The sequence below is a fragment of the Arcticibacter svalbardensis MN12-7 genome, from assembly GCF_000403135.1.
Classification (GTDB): domain Bacteria; phylum Bacteroidota; class Bacteroidia; order Sphingobacteriales; family Sphingobacteriaceae; genus Arcticibacter; species Arcticibacter svalbardensis.
Window position 1 is genome coordinate 21,862 of the sequence record NZ_AQPN01000143.1, and the last position, 17,011, is coordinate 38,872.

18 protein-coding genes are annotated in these 17,011 nt (G+C 38.6%); 6 read left to right on the forward strand and 12 right to left on the reverse strand.

Annotation, left to right across the window (positions count from 1 at the left end):
- Window positions 1–240 precede the first annotated feature (240 nt).
- A complete protein-coding gene (locus tag ADIARSV_RS18910) occupies window positions 241–1,266 on the forward strand; it encodes a PDDEXK nuclease domain-containing protein (RefSeq protein ID WP_235048448.1) in 1,026 nt (341 codons plus the stop codon).
- Here the strand turns inward: ADIARSV_RS18910 and ADIARSV_RS22000 are convergent.
- Window positions 1,247–1,402 (reverse strand): hypothetical protein, encoded by a 156-nt coding sequence (locus ADIARSV_RS22000; RefSeq protein WP_160166682.1) that lies wholly within the window; start codon window positions 1,400–1,402, stop codon window positions 1,247–1,249. The two genes, ADIARSV_RS18910 and ADIARSV_RS22000, sit on opposite strands and share 20 nt — an antisense overlap.
- 360 nt (window positions 1,403–1,762) lie before the next feature.
- On the reverse strand, window positions 1,763–2,122 hold the full coding sequence (locus ADIARSV_RS18915; protein WP_152439947.1) for a hypothetical protein: 360 nt from the start codon (window positions 2,120–2,122) through the stop codon (window positions 1,763–1,765).
- A gap of 614 nt (window positions 2,123–2,736) precedes the next feature.
- On the opposite strand from ADIARSV_RS18915, the gene ADIARSV_RS18920 reads away from it, so the two are divergent.
- Window positions 2,737–3,213 carry a hypothetical protein gene (locus ADIARSV_RS18920; RefSeq protein WP_040300671.1) on the forward strand — a complete coding sequence of 159 codons (477 nt, stop codon included), beginning with the start codon at window positions 2,737–2,739 and terminating at the stop codon, window positions 3,211–3,213.
- Between the two features lie 188 nt (window positions 3,214–3,401).
- On the opposite strand, the gene ADIARSV_RS18925 is transcribed toward ADIARSV_RS18920, so the two are convergent.
- Window positions 3,402–4,049, reverse strand: coding sequence for a formylglycine-generating enzyme family protein (locus ADIARSV_RS18925; RefSeq protein ID WP_152439948.1), 648 nt, complete (start codon window positions 4,047–4,049; stop codon window positions 3,402–3,404).
- A 241-nt stretch (window positions 4,050–4,290) separates the two neighbouring features.
- Window positions 4,291–5,055, reverse strand: a complete 765-nt coding sequence (locus ADIARSV_RS18930) for an SDR family oxidoreductase (protein WP_016197279.1) — start codon at window positions 5,053–5,055, stop codon at window positions 4,291–4,293.
- A 643-nt stretch (window positions 5,056–5,698) separates the two neighbouring features.
- On the opposite strand from ADIARSV_RS18930, the gene ADIARSV_RS18935 reads away from it, so the two are divergent.
- Window positions 5,699–5,902, forward strand: a complete 204-nt coding sequence (locus ADIARSV_RS18935) for a DUF2683 family protein (RefSeq protein WP_016197280.1) — start codon at window positions 5,699–5,701, stop codon at window positions 5,900–5,902.
- Window positions 5,903–5,953: 51 nt separating this feature from the next.
- Here ADIARSV_RS18935 and ADIARSV_RS22270 read toward each other — a convergent pair whose 3' ends face one another.
- Complete coding sequence (locus tag ADIARSV_RS22270; protein ID WP_016197281.1) at window positions 5,954–6,106, reverse strand: hypothetical protein; 153 nt, start codon at window positions 6,104–6,106, stop codon at window positions 5,954–5,956.
- A gap of 177 nt (window positions 6,107–6,283) precedes the next feature.
- On the opposite strand from ADIARSV_RS22270, the gene ADIARSV_RS22005 reads away from it, so the two are divergent.
- Together ADIARSV_RS22005 and ADIARSV_RS18945 are read left to right on the forward strand one after the other, a co-directional pair.
- A complete protein-coding gene (locus ADIARSV_RS22005) occupies window positions 6,284–6,445 on the forward strand; it encodes a hypothetical protein (protein ID WP_016197282.1) in 162 nt (53 codons plus the stop codon).
- A gap of 190 nt (window positions 6,446–6,635) precedes the next feature.
- The gene (locus tag ADIARSV_RS18945; protein WP_016197283.1) at window positions 6,636–7,010 is read left to right on the forward strand and encodes a hypothetical protein; all 375 of its coding nucleotides are present in this window, start codon (window positions 6,636–6,638) and stop codon (window positions 7,008–7,010) included.
- Window positions 7,011–7,273: 263 nt separating this feature from the next.
- Here ADIARSV_RS18945 and ADIARSV_RS18950 read toward each other — a convergent pair whose 3' ends face one another.
- The 3 genes from ADIARSV_RS18950 to ADIARSV_RS20845 all read right to left on the reverse strand — a co-directional run bounded on the left by ADIARSV_RS18950 (window position 7,274) and on the right by ADIARSV_RS20845 (window position 10,347).
- A complete protein-coding gene (locus tag ADIARSV_RS18950) occupies window positions 7,274–9,472 on the reverse strand; it encodes a S46 family peptidase (RefSeq protein ID WP_052017058.1) in 2,199 nt (732 codons plus the stop codon).
- Window positions 9,473–9,546: 74 nt separating this feature from the next.
- Entirely contained in the window at window positions 9,547–9,948 is a 402-nt protein-coding gene (locus ADIARSV_RS18955; RefSeq protein ID WP_016197285.1) for a hypothetical protein, read from the reverse strand.
- Window positions 9,949–10,347: a c-type cytochrome gene (locus ADIARSV_RS20845; RefSeq protein ID WP_016197286.1), complete on the reverse strand. Its 399-nt coding sequence runs from the start codon at window positions 10,345–10,347 to the stop codon at window positions 9,949–9,951.
- Between the two features lie 144 nt (window positions 10,348–10,491).
- Here ADIARSV_RS20845 and ADIARSV_RS18965 point away from each other — a divergent pair, with 144 nt between their 5' ends.
- The gene (locus ADIARSV_RS18965) at window positions 10,492–11,235 is read left to right on the forward strand and encodes a DeoR/GlpR family DNA-binding transcription regulator (protein ID WP_016197287.1); all 744 of its coding nucleotides are present in this window, start codon (window positions 10,492–10,494) and stop codon (window positions 11,233–11,235) included.
- Between the two features lie 26 nt (window positions 11,236–11,261).
- Here ADIARSV_RS18965 and ADIARSV_RS18970 read toward each other — a convergent pair whose 3' ends face one another.
- From ADIARSV_RS18970 to ADIARSV_RS20850, 4 genes are all read right to left on the reverse strand, one after another.
- Window positions 11,262–14,081 carry an FAD-binding and (Fe-S)-binding domain-containing protein gene (locus ADIARSV_RS18970; RefSeq protein WP_040300687.1) on the reverse strand — a complete coding sequence of 940 codons (2,820 nt, stop codon included), beginning with the start codon at window positions 14,079–14,081 and terminating at the stop codon, window positions 11,262–11,264.
- 45 nt (window positions 14,082–14,126) lie between these two features.
- Window positions 14,127–15,617 (reverse strand): sodium:solute symporter, encoded by a 1,491-nt coding sequence (locus tag ADIARSV_RS18975; RefSeq protein ID WP_016197289.1) that lies wholly within the window; start codon window positions 15,615–15,617, stop codon window positions 14,127–14,129.
- Between the two features lie 8 nt (window positions 15,618–15,625).
- Complete coding sequence (murQ, locus tag ADIARSV_RS18980) at window positions 15,626–16,432, reverse strand: N-acetylmuramic acid 6-phosphate etherase (RefSeq protein WP_016197290.1); 807 nt, start codon at window positions 16,430–16,432, stop codon at window positions 15,626–15,628.
- A gap of 98 nt (window positions 16,433–16,530) precedes the next feature.
- Window positions 16,531–17,004: a hypothetical protein gene (locus ADIARSV_RS20850; RefSeq protein WP_016197291.1), complete on the reverse strand. Its 474-nt coding sequence runs from the start codon at window positions 17,002–17,004 to the stop codon at window positions 16,531–16,533.
- Window positions 17,005–17,011 lie beyond the last annotated feature (7 nt).

Below are 17,011 nucleotides of genomic sequence, written 5' to 3' on the forward strand. Positions count from 1 at the left end.
GTTTTTGTTACCGCCACTTTGTTTTATTAAAACGTTCCTTTAGTAAATAAATTTTCGAATTATCGTGGAATAGAGATAGCACCACTAGTCATTTATCAAATAAAGAGGGAATAATGAGAAAGCCTGATTTAACAAAGTCCACAACAACGTAAATTCAACTAGGTATCAGCCATTCTAAATGGGCTGGAACTTACGAAGCAGAGTTTGCAATGCTTTTCAAATCCGATTAGTCTTCATTAGGTGTTTTTAGTAGATTTGGATATGCCCAATTATATTGATGAAATCAAAATTATACTTGCAACAGCAAGAGAGAAAACCTACTTAGCTATTAATTCTACAATGGTTGAGGCTTATTGGTTGATTGGAAAGCGCATTGTTGAGCAGGAACAGCACGGAGAAGATCGAGCGAAATACGGTGAGGGTATCTTAAAGGAACTTTCGCAATCCCTAACGGTTGAATTTGGCAAAGGATTTTCCTATCCTAATTTACGCAACTTTCGGCAGTTTTATCTTACTTATCGAGATTTCCAAGACTGCTACACACTGTGTAGCAAATTGACATGGAGTCACAATAGGCTTATAATGAGAGTTGAAAGTGAAGAAGCAAGAAAGTTTTATTTAAACGAAGCAGCTGAACAAGGATGGAGCGTACGTACGCTTGAACGTAACGTTAACACTTTCTATTTCAACCGGATTTTGTCAACGAAAAACAGATCAAATAATGAAGCCAGTGGTAATCAATTAGAAAAACAACAACCGGAAGACTTTATTAAGGACCCGTATGTATTTGAATTTTTAAATATTCCACAACCTGTAAGTGCAAATGAATCAGATATTGAATCAGCGCTGATAGAAAACCTTCAGCAATTTTTACTTGAACTAGGGAAAGGATTTTCTTTCGTGGGAAGACAGTTCCGACTAAGCACAGAGACGGACCATTTTTATATAGATCTTGTCTTTTACAATTACCTTTTGAAATGCTTTGTATTAATTGATCTAAAGGCAACAAAGCTAACACATCAACATGTTGGTCAAATGGATATGTACAGAAGAATGTTTGACGATTTGAAAAAACCAGAAGATGATAATCCAACAATTGGGATAATATTATGCACAGAAAAGAGCGAAACGGTTGTCAAATACTCTATTATCAACGATAATCCCAGGCTTTTCGCAACGAAGTATTTGCCTTATTTACCTTCGGAAGAGGAGTTAATTGCAGAAATTGAACGAGAAAAAATAAAATTCAATCTCCTAAACAGTTAGAATCTACTATGACTACGGCTACAGCAGCTACTCCACGAAGACCATCCAGAAGTTCAAAATGTTGTTTAGTATTTAAGAGATCTTTATTGTTGTTCTGTACATTCATGTTATCAAATGGGTGTTCAGGCTTCTGCAAAGGTAATTTATATACTTTGAAAACGGTGGAATGATGATAGTACCAGCATACCAGAAGTTATCTATCAAAAAGCGAGGAAATTGTGAGAATAGTAAAGTCGATATAAGATGGTATTTAGACCCATATATAATGATCATAAGATTATGTTATCATGTTATTCAATTTGATTACTATACCAGATTATTTTTCCATGATTTCATTCTCAGAAATAATTTCGAAGACTTAAGACCCAGAATTTTGTTCAGTTTTAATTTTTATTTAGACCCATTGATCTTATAAGTTCCTCGATATCTTCAATCTCATTTTATTTATGTGTAAATGGGTTTGGGTTATTATCTTGGTGTGATATGGATTAGCTAATTATTCTTTCAGCTTTAATAATGTTCCATAATCTTTGCTTTTGATCTGACTCTCCGAAATAATTTCGAAGGTGTAAGAACCAGAATCCTGATCTGTCTTGACTTTTATCTTAGATCCACTGATTTTATACGTGCCTCTGTAGCTGACGTCCCCGCCGAGAGTAATATCAGCTGTCCCATCAGGCTTAAGCATTAAATGCATTGCGCCCCCAGCAAGATCGGTTTGCGGTTTTTCTGTAACCTCGAAATAATCCTTCGTTTCGTTCACATCCAATTTATCTTTTTTGCATCCGATGATAGTAATTGAAAACATGATTACTACTATTGGTAACCAGCTAGCTTTTAATGATTTTTTTTTCATATTTGGAAGTTTATCGTTTCTTAGCGCAAAGTTTGCCCTTGATGTATCTGTATTGGATTAAACGATCAAACTACAGATAACGCTACACCCAATATAAAACATTAGGGATTTTGAATGGCAAAACATATGGTGATTATGAGGCCTTTCAATAACTGGCTCTAATTATTGCAACCCGTCTCGCTAATTGAATTAGCTACGAATATCTTCACTTTTCCAATAATTGCTGGACAGACAAACACTTTGGTGTTTTTAGAAATATCATCAGATCGCTAAACAAACTAAATATAATATTCCCAAAAAGGGTGGAATAATAAGACACTGGCTATGTGTTTTACCGAATAAGGAGGGATTTCTGGAATGAGCTAAATGATTTGATGGGTAGGTAACATTCAATGAACTTATTGAGGGCTGGCACTTACTTTCAAATGATCCTGACAATTAAAAGTGCAGCAGTCACCGGTTGAAATTACCCTAATGGAATGGGAAATTTGCAACTGCCAGTTATGGAATGGTAATTTACACTCTTCGTGCATGCTCGTAGGCTGTAGCACTCTTCAATCACTATAAGTATCTCTAGTATATTTTTCTGATACCATTTTCAAAACCAGTAAATTATGAAAATCTTTCCTATTTCGCTTATAGCCGCTGTTTCAGTCATATGCATTAGTTCTTGTTCAAACAATAAAGAAAAAGAATCTACAGTTTGTATGCATATTTACAATCCACCTGTCCTCAACTTTCAAGTCATCAGTCAGACAAATAATGACGATTTCTTTTTTTCTTCTCCTCCTTTATATTCCGCATCATCAGATATTAAGGTATATTTTAGAAATGACCTCAATAAATTAGATTCGATTACGCCGCCAGTAATAATAAATGACTCGAAGAAACACTTTTCCTTTTCTACGTCTTCTTCAAAAGCCAGTGATACTTGTTATGTTAAAATAAAAAATCTAAAGGTGGACACATTGATTTATGCCGTAACAATACCAGATGAATTTTGTCCGCAACCTTATATCAGTAAAATAATGATTAATAAAGCCCCTTCAGTGAATACTACATCAACTACTGTCATACAAATAAAAAAATAGTAAGAAACAAAAGCTAATGCGCCACTGGATTATAGCTTTTCATCTTCATTAAAGAGAGGCCGATAATTATTTTACTATTAAAAAACGGTGGAATAATAAGACACTGGCTCTCGTATTACCAAAAATGAGAGATTAATGGGAATTCCAGCTGGTGTGACAAACGCTTGTTAGATTGCCGTTGTTCTTTTCTATTTGTTTTTAGCAATTCTAAATCCAAGGTCGTCAATCTTAAATTTTAATGGGTGACTTCTTCTGCGTGTCGTTGCCATTAAGCTTCTTTCGACGTCACAAAAACCGCCCCCACGAAAAATACGGTAAGAACCATAAACTTCTGTGTCGTATAGGTCTGAACACCATTCCCAAACGTTCCCAAACATATCATAAAGTCCCCAATTATTTGGCATCTTTTGTCCAACGCTATGTGTTCTGTTTCCCGAGTTATCTTTATACCAGGCAATCAATTCTAACTCACCGTATCTAATCCCTGTGGTCCCTGCTCTGCATGCATATTCCCATTCCGCCTCTGTTGGCAAACGAATTCCATTCGCTGATTTGTCAAAGATTATTTCTTCGTTATCAGTTTGAACAACATAACAAGGTGTTAACCTGTTCCGCTCCGAAAGTTTATTGCAAAAAGTCACAGCTTCTTTAAAAGTCACAGTTTCAACCGGCAGACGATTACCCTTGAAAGTACTTGGATTTTCATTGGTTATTTCAAAATATAAATCCTGTGTTACTGGAAATTTTAAAAGTAAAAAAGGCTCAATTTCGACAGCCCACTTCTCTTTAATTCTGTCATCTCGTAATTGAACGGTTCCTTTAGGTATTTCAACCATTTGGTCAAGAACAATAGCATTCTGTATGTTATTAAAATTCATTTAAGCTTAGATCTTTTCAGTGAAAAAAATTGCCCTGCAAAACTAACCAAACATTTACTAAATGGCACAAAATGATTCGAGATTGAAATAAAGTACGCATTACATTATTACCGACTAATTATTATAAAACGGTGGAATAAAGTGACTTTGGGAATAGTAAAAAAGATTTAAATTTTCGGCTAGTATCAAAAATATAAGTTTAGACTTGGCTACTCCAATTCTGTTTCATGTAATCAAGTTCAGCCTGAAGCTTATCAAGTATGATTGATGGGTTATTAGATATATAAGTTTTACCTTCTAAAAAATCCTCGATAAAACCCGGAGTAACATTACTGGCGTCAACAACTTTGTTAGGTTGGAACCCCTTAGAAAAATCATCCTTTTCGTCTAAAAAGGCTCTACGAAGTTTAGCAGAGTTTTCGCTAAGCTTACCAGCAATTCGGTTTGGAAAAAGCAGACTGACTTGTATACCTTGTTTACTAAGCTCATTGTGGAGGACTTTGAAGTAGCCCATAAGAGCATGTTTAGAAACGATGTATGGCATCAGATTAGATGCATCATGAATTAATCCTAATCCAGCTGAAGAGCTGGTTAATAAAATTTTCGGACAGTCACTTTCATTTAAAAAGGTATTAAGGTGTTGCACCAATAGGTAAGGGGCAATTACATTTATTTTTAGCATCCATGCAAGATTTTGGCTGGGATATAACAACGAATGACCTTCATCTATGGTTCCAATCGTAATTATTAGATAATCTAACTGAATGGATTCTTTTCGAAGGAACTCTGTTAAACTAGTTATTGAAGTTTCACAACTTGCATCAACATATCTTTTCGTTGATGTTTGCTCAGATTCATTGAAAGCTATATCAGCATCTATAACATGTATCTCTTTCTTTCGAAGTGCATTTGAGATACCTAGACCAATGCCACTTGCTGCTCCAATAATTAATGCTATTTTCATACAATTAAAAGTATTCTAATAATAAATTTAATAAAAAATAGCTATTGTGCTCATACTGAAAAATTAACATTCCTGGGGAGGCTGAAATAATGAAAGTGCTGATAATACTCAGATTACTAAAAAACTGCGGAATAGGATAGTACCACCAGTCATCTATCAATAGGAGGGAATAATGATACTATACCTGTGGTTAAAGAAACACTAACCTTCAAGCTTTATGAATGTGTTTCCGGCTTATGGTAACTCCAAGAATAGTCATACCATCGATGCATGGTCTCTGTCACAACATTAAATAGAAGACGATGCCCCATACTCCAATAAAGATAAGACCAGTATATAGCTCCCAAATATGTTGTTTTAGGTCTTTAGTAATGATTAATCTATAAAGGATGTAAAACACCCACACTTTGAATAGCCCAGGAACCATTAAAATTTTCATAGAACTAATATACAATTAATCATCTATCATACCTAAATCGTATTATAAAACGGTCTCTTTTCGATAATACATTGGAAAACGGAAAAATACCAGTGAGTAATTCTTGCAATTTATAATTAAAGTTTACATACTTATAATACATTAGTTCCAACTTTAGGTATTTACCCACATAATTTTTTTAATTGGTTCTTGTATATTTGTTTTATGGAAAGCTTACTTATACATCCGGAAAGTGCAGAACAGTTGAGAACAGTAAAAGCTGTACTCAAAGCACTTAAGGTTCAATTTGAACCACAGGCAACCAAGTTGCCTTTCCATGTATTGAAAGGCATTGATAAAAGTCTTCAACAATTTGCAGCAGGGAATTCAATTTCTATGGAAGAATTTTCTGAAAAACATCGCAAATAATTAATGGCTTAACCAATCAGGTTTTCTCCAGAATCAGAGGAGACATTTGAATTAGTAATTCAACTCCGATTTCCAATAACGCCTTTGAATTCCAATAACCACTATTCCATTTCCTGCCCTATACCCATATATGGCAGCACCACCACCTTCCTTCTCAACTTTTAAAGATTTAATAGATTTTGGTTTGATTAAGCTATCAATCAATCTGCAATTTAAAGTATAGTGTTGGTTGATTATCATAACCACACACCAGGGGTCGGGCGGAATCTTCGTAGCAAAACTTGGTGGAAGACTTTGTTGGTAATTAATTTGTCATCATATCAGGGCAGGCTTATTACCAATAAAATTCATTAAATTTGAATTACTTGTATATCCAAGATCATGACAACTTTAATAGTTAATATAGACAATCAAACTTCTGTAAAAGCGGTAAAAGCTTTCCTGGAAAGCATGGGGTTAAGCTATTCTGTTGACACAAATGTATCAACACATGCCTGGTGGGAAGATGAATCCTTGGTACAAGAACTTGAAAGACGCTCTTAGGATTTAAATAGTGGAAAAGATAAAGGTGTCTCGTTTGAGGAAATCAAGCAAAATTTGAATCGCCGTTAGGCGCTGATAAGTTGGCAGCTAATAGAATTAGCTCATCTACATTCTACATGTTTTCAATGCATATCAGAATCCAATAAAGAAACTGACTCTATAAAATTACCAACTCCCAAAAAAATAACACATGCAGGAATCAATCTCATTCCCTTTATCTCCCGATACCAGCGGAGCTATGGACAACGGAATAAATCTTAAAGAAAGCTTTTATAATGAAATACTTTTACATAAAGAAGTTGTAGCCGACTTAGTACGCGGATACTATTTTACTGCCCGTAAAAGTGTATCTGCACTCGAAATTGACGCCGATTCCGTAATGGTAGATCAGGAAGGAAGGGGCTCTTTTATGGCACACTTTATCCTGGGTATGTTTAATGCCTGTGCTGATCTGGATTATAACGACAAGTCTGGCATGCTCATTGAATTTGCGGCCGACCCGGATAATGCTACCATGACACTAAAAGGTGAGTATTTCCCTGAACGGGAACCAGATGATTTGTAAAAGAGTAAGCGCTACAACAGCAAGGATGCTTCACCCTTGCTTGTTCGTTCGTTGTAGCTTGCAGCTTCGACAAACCCTTTGTTTTAGCGAAGCACCAAGCTACAACGAAGCTGCAAGGTAGGGCTAAGCAACGAAAGCCATCCCATCCTGGTATACAGCTGACTCCTAGCCGAGATTAACAAAGTAGAACTCTTTTATTCAATAAAAAAGCGGCTGCCCCTTTTCAGGACAGCCGCTTTTTTGTCTATAAAACCTTATTACTTCTAAATTGCTCGTTTTGCTTTCACTGGTACCGCATCTTTACGGATATCTAACTCAGCAATGATGTTTTTAGCACCGCCTAAAATATCAATACACCATAATACATAACGGGTATCCACACTGATGGTCCGTTTGTATACTTTATCAAAAGCAATATCTCCGGACATGGCTTCCCAGTTACCGTCGAATGCAAGGCCGATCAATTCGCCCTTTGCATTGATTACCGGTGAACCTGAGTTACCCCCTGTGATATCATTATTACTAATGAAATTGACAACCAAGTCACCATTTTCACCATATTGACCATAGTTCTTTGCGTTGTAAGCATCGATCAGGTTTTGTGGCAAGTCGAACTCCGCATCTCCGGGAACATATTTGTCCATAACCCCTTCAATGGTAGTGACGATATCATAAGTAATACCATCCTTAGGTTTGTAGTTCTGTACATTTCCATAACTAATCCGCATAGTCGAATTGGCATCCGGGTACATTGCTTTACCGGCATTTTTCTCTAACAATGCCTTCAGGTAAATCTTATCCAACGCTGCTTTTTGATCCTCGAAGTTAGAAACCGCGTTGCCGAAGTTTTGTTTAATGTAATCTGCAGGTACCAGGTTGATCGCGTATGCGTACCCTGGATCATCTTCTATACCCTTTAAAGAAGGATTACTCCAGAATGCTCTCATTTTTGCGGGACGGATAAAGTTTGATTTCTCCCATAATTCGTCTGCAACCTTTTTGAATGTAGCTTCGGGTGTTCCCTGCCAGTTATCCTGCGCCAGGTTTGTATAAAATTTAGGATGTTGATTTTTAGGAATATCATTATAGAAAGCAGAAAGGATCTGAACAAAGATCTTTTTATCCGCTGATTCATTATAAGTAGATTCATAGACATCAATATCTGCCATCATCTTATCCTGCAGTTCTTTCAATCCTTCGGCATCACTCTTTTTCGCTTCTATCAAAGCCAACGAAGCCTTAGCAGGGAAAGCTCTCTTTACCCAGCCTGAAGCTAAAAGTCCTTCATTGATATAGGTTTTTTGAACAGCAAATGGAGCATATGCCGCATATACTTCCTGATAGCGTTGCATCAAATTAGCATATTCGGGCTTAGCTGCTGCCCATGTAGTAAATGCAGCTTCTTCTTTTACCTTCTGTTCGTAGATCTTCAGACGTTTTAATTGCTCGGTTTGTCCAATATAATATTTCCAGTAATTCGCAATACTGGCATGAAGAGAGGATAATTTCAGACGGGTTGCCACGTCATTTACCATCACTTCATCCCATGCCTTCAGGCGGATCTCGCGCAATTTCACGATTGTTGGAGAAGTTCTATCAGTTGCCAGTTTAACTCCATTGGAGGTTAAGAAACGGTCAGTGCGACCAGGGAAACCATATACCATGGAGAAATCTCCATTTTTAAGTCCTTTGATGGACACAGGAAGAAACTTCTTTGGTGTATAGGGTTTATTGCTGGCTGCAAAATCGGCAGGTTTATTATTGGCATCTGCATACACCCGAAATACGGAGAAATCGCCGGTATGTCTTGGCCATTGCCAGTTGTCCGTATCGCCACCAAATTTACCTATAGATTGAGGTGGATTACCTACTAAACGGATGTCGGTAAACTTCTCAAAGATGTATAAGAAATACTGATTGCCTTTGTAAAAGTCGCGCACATAACTGGTGTACTTGGTACCTTTTACAGCGTCTGCTGCGATCTGAACACCGGTTGCTTCGATCAAAGCAACCTTTTTATCTTCGGAAATGCCTTTGGTAGCTGCATTAATTTCTGCGGTTACATCTTGCATGCGGACCAGGAAATTCACAAATAATCCTGGAATAGGTTTTTCTTCTGCATATTGTTTAGCCCAAAAGCCATTATCCAGAATATTATCCTGTGGTGTAGAGTTTGATGCAATGGCATCGTATCCACAGTGATGGTTCGTAAAAATTAATCCATTTTTAGAAACGATTTCCCCGGTGCAAAAACCACCAAATGAAACAATCGCATCTTTTAAACTTGCTTTATTAATACTGTAAAGATCATCAGGGGTCAACTTGAAACCCTGTTTTTTCATTTGTTCGTAGTTTTTACCGATTAACATCGGTACCCACATCCCTTCGTCGGCCTTTGCTACTTCGGTATAGAGCATAAAAACCAACATACAGGATGTAATTAAAATATGTATCCTTCTCATTTAAAATTATTTTGTTGCGAAATTAATCATTGTGCGCCTAATGTTGCGTTTTTATACTGAAAAATGCAAAACCCCTATTGGAAAGGGAAGCGGGTTAAATGAACCTGGCTGTTTGCATCTTTCTCATACATGCCCACGCAGTTATTGAGGTATTGGGCATCGGGTTTTTGTGTTTCCAGGGAGATTTCGGATGGCGCAGTTGTTCCTTCCAAAAAAAAGAAGACTTTAGTTACTCCATATTTGGTATGTGGCATGTAGTTACCATAGGTTTCCATTTCGTTCCATAGTGTATCCTGCAAACTCACGGAATAAAGGCGTAAAATAGGTCCGGTATTGTTTTCATTTCTGGTGAAACCAAGCTCTTTAAATTTCCCCTTAAGATCCTGAGGACCGGGTTGCCAAAAGGCATCTTTCATCATGTAGATCAATCCGGCAACTACTAAAAAGAAAATAATATAATTACGTTTTTTGTTCATTTATTTGGTATTGTGCAGAAAAGGCTTGTTGGGGTCGGGAGGAAAAGATAGCATATATTTGACTATTTCTTCTGCATCAGACGGGTTCAGTTTGAGATGAGGAGTCATCTCACGACTGCCCCAAACCCCTTCATTGGGTTTCACTCCAACGATGACCACATGAGCCAGGTGGGCTATATTAGCCGGACTCGCTTCATATTCTGCAGCGATATTTGAAAAGGAGGGGCCTATTATAGCATCTTTCTCTGCGTGGCATCCTCCACAATCATTTTGCGCAAATAAAGCCTTTCCCTTAGCAAACCTTAAGGTATCCGTTCCTTTTTCTGCTGTTTTTGTAGTAGAGGAGTTGCAGGAGGCAAATATAGCAGAAGCGATTAGTAGATTATACAGTTTAGTCATGTTTTTATGGTATGATGATTTTATAAACAATACTATTTCATTATAGTTGACAAAAATTTAGTTAATGACACTTAAATTGTTACATATGCACCTGCAAAATTTAGTCTTTTGTATATATTTGAAGATAATTTACCGCACCCTATTATGTTAAAAGAAGAAAGACAAGCTTATATTATAAAACAAATCAATGTGCATAATAAGGTATTGTCCTCCGATCTGAGTGTTCAGTTAGCCGTATCAGAAGATACCGTACGAAGAGATTTAAATGAACTGGCTGAGAGTGGCAAAATTCTGAAAGTGTATGGTGGCGCCTTATCCAAGTCGTTCCACTACCCTTTTCAGCAAAATGATGTATATGCAAAGGACTCTAAGAAGATTATTGTCCACAAAACCATGAATCTGATCAAGAGCGGAATGGTCTTGCTTGCCGGTGGTGGCACAACTATGATTGAATGGGCCCGTTCGGTACCCGATAATATCGAATGTACGGTTTTTACAGTAAGTCCGCTAGTAGGCCTGGAACTTACTGAAAGAGCTGGTGTAGAAGTAATTCTGATTGGCGGACAGCTTTCTAAAAATTCGCACATCAACACGGGAGCATTGACTATAAACCTGTTAGCCGATATCAAGGTTGATTTATGTATCATGGGTACCAATGGGCTCTCTTATGAGGGTGGCGTTACCGAATCAGACTGGGAAGTGGTGCAGGTAAAAAAAGCGATGATCAAGTCTTCGCAGAAAACAGCTGTTATTAGTATTGGTGAAAAGCTGGGATCGGTTCAGAAGATGAAAATATGCGGACTCAATGCCATTAGCTATCTGATTACAGATCTTGACCGCTCCGACCCGATTCTTGCGCCTTATAAAAATGAAGTTCAGGTGATCTAACAGATCATTTAACTTCATTTAACAGATCAGGTACATTCATTTAATAAATAGATGATGGACTTGTAGTTTTTACCTACTGCATCAGAGAGGGCCATTTCACAGGTTTTAGATGTGGAGTAATAGCCATCATATTTTTTCAAATTGACCTCCTTTGCTTCGGGCAACGTAGCAGAGTAGGTTAGTTCAGGGAATAAAAAACCTCTGTCGCCAGCCATTCCGCAACAACCTGCATGCAAAGGAATATCTACTGTTTCCGCCATCTGTCTTGCGATACTGAGAAACTTAGTCTCCAATCCCATTTTCTGTAAAGAACAGACCGGATGTAAAACGACGGCTTTCTTTTTGTTTGTTATGGTCAGGCGGGGCAGCAAATAATCGCTGATATAATCAATACTATCGATAATTTTCATGGCATCAAACCTGGATTGGTTTTCTTCAGTAAGAGCGGGACGGCAATCCTGAAGCGTATGTGTACAGGAGGATATATCCAGCACAACCGGATATTTTCCATGATCGGTCCAGTTCCACAATTTGGCTATGGTTTCATTTACGGTATAGGTGTACGCCTCTTTAAAACCTTTAGAGGAGAAAAGTTGTCCGCAACAAGTACCCGCAATATCATCAGGGATCCAGAAACCAATCTCTGCTTTTTCAGATACACGCATAAATACCTCCATCACATTTAACTCCTGGTCGGCAGAGCCTCCCATATTTCGGGAGATACAGGTAGGGAAATAGATGGCTGCAGTATCTGCTGATTTCAGCTTTTCTTCCGGATCTATTTTCAGTGTTGAAGCATGAAGCTGGTTGCTCCAGAGTGGCATCACAGGAAAGACCTTTTTCAGGGCAGCAGTGGTCTTGATTAAAGTATCGGGACCCAATACCCTATTCATCACATTACCGGCTTGTAGCGCAAATTTTACCGCCCCTGCTACAGGACGAAAGTTTTTAGCCACTAACATGGCGACGCCGTTAGAGAAATCGTTATGACTTTCCTTTCTCAGGCGTTTAACCAACAGACCTGTATTGATATCAACCGGACAAGCAGTAGCACAAAGACCATCTACCGCACAGGTATCCAAACCGTCATATTGATACTCTTTTAGGAGCTCTTTGTAAGGTAGCACCTCACCATCACGCTTTAGTTTAACCAGTTCGCGTCTTACTACAATTCTCCTTCGCGGGGTAAGTGTAAGATTCCGACTTGGGCATTTATACTCGCAGTACCCGCACTCGATACATTTATCCACCTCCTCCTCTACCCTTGGAAGCTCTTTCAGATTTCGGATATGTGCATTTTTATCCTCATTAATGATCACGCCAGGATTAAGCAGATTTTGAGGGTCAATAACCTGTTTTAAGGCTTTCATCACCCCATAGATCTCTTCGCCCCATTCTGTACTAACAAAAGGCGCCATATTTCTTCCTGTACCATGTTCAGCCTTGAGCGTGCCGTCGTATTTTTTAACGACAAGATCAACAACATCCCGGATAAAGAGATCATAACGTTCAATTTCAGCCGGAGAAGAGAAAGCTTGGGTGACTACAAAATGGATATTGCCATCTTTAGCATGGCCGAATATAATGGCCTTTTCATAGCCGTGTACTTTGAATAGTTTTTGCAGATCGAGGATGGCATCGCCGAGTTGAGCGACAGGAAAGGCGATATCTTCAAGGATTACCGTGGTTCCACTGGCACGCACTGCGCCGACAGCAGGAAACATACCCTTTCTAATCTTCCATAAAAAGGCCTGTTCAACCGGATTTGTGGTAAAAACAGGGGTATTGAGCATGGAAAGATCCGGACTCAAGGTAAGGAATTTATCACTTTTTAGCTTAAGCTCCTCATCGTTATTGCCTTGATATTCGACCAGTAAGGCTGCTGCAGTATCCGGAAGTGTCTTTAAAAGGTCGGGCACTCCATGAATATCCTCCACAGAACGTAGTGAAGCACGATCCATAAGTTCCAATGCTTCAGCGCCTGAAAAAGTCAATGGAACGATAGCCTGACAGGCAGAATAGATATCAGGAAAATAAAGGAGTGCGGTAGATTTAGCAGGAAAATCGGGAACAGTTTGCATCACAGCCTCTGCGATAAAGCCCAATGTACCCTCTGCTCCTATGAGTAAATGCGCTAAAATATCGAGCGGTTCTTCATGATCGATGAATGCATTTACGGAATAACCTACTGTGTTTTTAGTTTTGTACTTATGCCGAATCCGGTCATATACATCCGGTTGGTTTCTGATCTGATCGCGAAGCAGGATGAGCTGGTCATAAATAGTTTTGCTTTCTTCCCGGAAACGCACATAGTCATCTTTCTTTTCGGTGGAGTAGCTTAATCCGTCTGGCAAAATAAAGCGGATGTACCGCGTGGTATGATAGGAATTCCGACTTACGCCACAACACATTCCACTGGCATTATTGGACAGGATCCCACCCATCATAGCGGAATTGATACTGGCTGGATCGGGACCTATCTTTTTACCGAATTTCTTCAGATTGGCATTGACATAAGCACCGGTTACTCCGGGTTGCACACGTACGGATTCGCCACCCTCTTCCACCTTTACCAGGTTCCAGTACTGGCTTAGGTCAACCAGAATACCATCGGTGACAGATTGTCCCGAGAGACTTGTTCCGGCAGCCCTGAACGTTAATGGAATCTGATGCTGATGAGAGAAGAGGAACAAACTTTTGACCTCTTCTTCTGAAATGGGTTGAACCACAGCAAGTGGTTGCAGGTGATAAAATCCAGCATCTGAAGCATAGGAAACTTTATCGATGAGTCTTGATTTAATTCTTGCTTTTGGCAAAATCGCTTCGAGCATCTGTCCGGTTTCCATAATCATCAATTTTTATTTAATTAACGGTTTCAGTCTGATTCATATTTACTTATTTAACGATTTCTGCTGATTCGTGGTATGTGGTCTGCTTGAAAGAAAAAGAAGGAAATAAGTAATCAATCCATTGATCACGATCAGTTCAAATCCAATGGTATATCCCGTAAGCAAGAAGGAATATTTATCTATCACGAAGGAGATAATGGGTGACAAAATACAAAAGAAAGGAACCAGTTTATCCTTCACATCGCGTTTAGAGATCATTCCAAAACTGAACAGACCAAGTAGCGGTCCGTAGGTATACCCTGCCGCTTTAAAAATAGAGTTCACAACAGAGTCGTCATTAATAATTTTAAATAATAATACAACGAGCAGCATGATGACTGAAAACACCACATGGACCAGATGACGAGTGCGGATTAAGCGTGGATCATTCTGGTTGGCTGATTTATTAAAACTTAGAAAGTCTACACAAAATGAAGTGGTTAGAGCGGTTAATGCAGAGTCCGTGGTGGCAAATGTAGCTGCCGTAAGGCCTAACATAAACACGATTGCCGGCAGAGTGCCTAAATAGTTCAGGGCAATTTCGGGAAACAGGTGATCGGGAGTAGCCAAAGCGGAAACATTGATTCCTTTCGCCTCTGCGTAGATATAAAGTAAAGCACCTACACTTAGGAAAAAGATGTTCATGACCACGAAGACCGCAGTAAAGGTTAACATATTCTTTTGTGCCTCGCCTATATTCTTACAGCTCAGATTCTTTTGCATCAGATCCTGATCCAAACCTGTCATCGCAATGGTCACAAATACACCACCTAAAAATTGCTTGATAAAGTGATTCTTACTGCCAAAGAAATCTTCCCAAAAGAAGATCTTGGAATAAGAACTATTTTTTACGGTTTCAAAGGTTTGTGTGATATTCAGATCGAGACTTTTGGAAATAAAGTAGATCGACAATATCACAGAGGAAAGCAGAAATACCGTTTGCAGGGTATCTGTAATAATGATCGTCTTTAGTCCGCCTTTAAAGGTATATGACCAGATTAACACTAAACAAATGGCTATAGTAACCCAAAATGGCACATTCCAGGCATCAAAAATAAACTTCTGCAATACAATAGCGACCAGGTATAAGCGAAACGCAGAGCCAATAGTGCGGGAGACCAGAAAGATCATCGCGCCTGTTTTATAGCTCCAATGTCCCAGTCTGTTTTCCAGATACGTATAGATAGAAACCAGGTTAATCCGGTAATATAAGGGCAACAGCACCGTAGCGATCAGAATAAAACCAACCGCATTGCCGAGTACAAACTGAAAGTACCCGAAACTACTATTGATAACTGCACCGGGAACGGAAATAAAAGTAACGCCAGATAAGGCGGTACCGATCATTCCAAAGGCAACAAAATACCATTTTGAGTTCCTGTTGGCAATAAAAAAGCTTGAATTATCAGATGATCCCCTGGATGTAAAATAAGAAACAGCGATTAGAACAGCAAAATAACCTATAAGAAAAGATAAAAGGACTATTGGAGACATAATTTGTTTTATTTGAAAGAGGCTTCAATTGCTTTGCGTACACTTCCATACTTGAGTAGTAATTCTGCGGCAGTAGGTTGTTCTGTACCTGTTTCTTTCATAATGATCTTGATGCCTCGTTCAACCAACTTTTTGTTAGTGAGTTGCATGTCCACCATTTTATTTCCATGCACCCTACCCAGTTGAATCATTACACTGGTACTTAACATATTCAGAACAAGTTTCTGTGCGGTACCGGATTTCATACGGGTAGAACCGGTAAGAAACTCAGGACCAACAACAACTTCTATTGGAAATTTAGCTTCCGCAGCAACCGGACTCCCTGAATTACATACAATACAGCCGGTTATTATATTATGCTCATTGGCTTTCCTGAGTCCGCCAATAACATAAGGAGTTGTACCCGATGCAGCTAAACCTATCAGAACATCATCCTCATTGATATGAAATTCTTTCAGATCAAGCCATGCCTGATCGAAATCATCTTCTGCAAATTCGACAGCTCTACGTATTGCGGTATCACCACCAGCAATAATTCCGACGACCCAATCGAAGGGTACGCCAAAGGTTGGCGGACATTCGGAGGCATCCAATACGCCTAAACGACCGCTTGTACCAGCACCGATATAAAACATTCTACCTCCAGACTTCATTTTCTCGGATGCAGCCTCAGCAAGGCGTTCGATTTGAGGGATTACTTTTTCAACAGCACGAGGGACAGTTTGGTCCTCGTTATTTATATTTTCGAGGATTTCTCTGACTGACATTGCTTCCAGATTATTATAATCCGAATCCTTCTCTGTTATTCTTTCCATTCTATACACGTATTAACTGTAGCGCTTATTTTATTAATCAATTATAAAGATTTTTCATCTGTTTAAATGTAAGATGAATCAATCAAAATTTTTTATCCTTATTGTCCGGCACCAAAGTGGTACTGTTCAGATACTGTAACCGGTAAAGTTCCTTTAGGAACTAAATCACCTTGTATAAAACGTAAAGCCGTTTCTTGCATCAGGTCATCATCCTCATAACAAATAACCAGATTTTTTGTATCCGGAAAGTTACTAATCAAATAAGGATTACCAAATACAAAACTATATACATTTTCTTGTTTACTCAGGGCATTAAAAAGGTTAATTCCTTCCATACTTACACCAAAGTTTGCAGATGGATATTTCTTATACTGATGAATGCCTAAAATGACAACATCGTACTGGGTACCAAGGATGTTCATCAAACTATCAGCAGAACCAGGCCCTGCAGTATAGTTCAGAAAGTAGCTATCTGCATTAAAATTGTCTTTAAGTAAGGTAGCAAAATGGTTGTTCTTACTCAAGCCAATACCCACATAAGCAATCCTTTTACCTTGCAGGGAATCAAGCAAGAGCGGA

Excerpts from the sequence above, each read along its gene's own strand:
- ADIARSV_RS18915 (WP_152439947.1), bottom strand. The coding sequence starts at position 2,122 with ATGAAAAAAAAATCATTAAAAGCTAGCTGGTTACCAATAGTAGTAATC.
- ADIARSV_RS18920 (WP_040300671.1), top strand. The coding sequence starts at position 2,737 with ATGAAAATCTTTCCTATTTCGCTTATAGCCGCTGTTTCAGTCATATGC.
- ADIARSV_RS18925 (WP_152439948.1), bottom strand. The coding sequence starts at position 4,049 with ATGGTTGAAATACCTAAAGGAACCGTTCAATTACGAGATGACAGAATT.
- ADIARSV_RS18930 (WP_016197279.1), bottom strand. The coding sequence starts at position 5,055 with ATGAAAATAGCATTAATTATTGGAGCAGCAAGTGGCATTGGTCTAGGT.
- ADIARSV_RS18935 (WP_016197280.1), top strand. The coding sequence starts at position 5,699 with ATGGAAAGCTTACTTATACATCCGGAAAGTGCAGAACAGTTGAGAACA.
- ADIARSV_RS22005 (WP_016197282.1), top strand. The coding sequence starts at position 6,284 with ATGACAACTTTAATAGTTAATATAGACAATCAAACTTCTGTAAAAGCG.
- ADIARSV_RS18945 (WP_016197283.1), top strand. The coding sequence starts at position 6,636 with ATGCAGGAATCAATCTCATTCCCTTTATCTCCCGATACCAGCGGAGCT.
- ADIARSV_RS18950 (WP_052017058.1), bottom strand. The coding sequence starts at position 9,472 with ATGAGAAGGATACATATTTTAATTACATCCTGTATGTTGGTTTTTATG.
- ADIARSV_RS18955 (WP_016197285.1), bottom strand. The coding sequence starts at position 9,948 with ATGAACAAAAAACGTAATTATATTATTTTCTTTTTAGTAGTTGCCGGA.
- ADIARSV_RS20845 (WP_016197286.1), bottom strand. The coding sequence starts at position 10,347 with ATGACTAAACTGTATAATCTACTAATCGCTTCTGCTATATTTGCCTCC.
- ADIARSV_RS18965 (WP_016197287.1), top strand. The coding sequence starts at position 10,492 with ATGTTAAAAGAAGAAAGACAAGCTTATATTATAAAACAAATCAATGTG.
- ADIARSV_RS18970 (WP_040300687.1), bottom strand. The coding sequence starts at position 14,081 with ATGGAAACCGGACAGATGCTCGAAGCGATTTTGCCAAAAGCAAGAATT.
- ADIARSV_RS18975 (WP_016197289.1), bottom strand. The coding sequence starts at position 15,617 with ATGTCTCCAATAGTCCTTTTATCTTTTCTTATAGGTTATTTTGCTGTT.
- murQ (WP_016197290.1), bottom strand. The coding sequence starts at position 16,432 with ATGGAAAGAATAACAGAGAAGGATTCGGATTATAATAATCTGGAAGCA.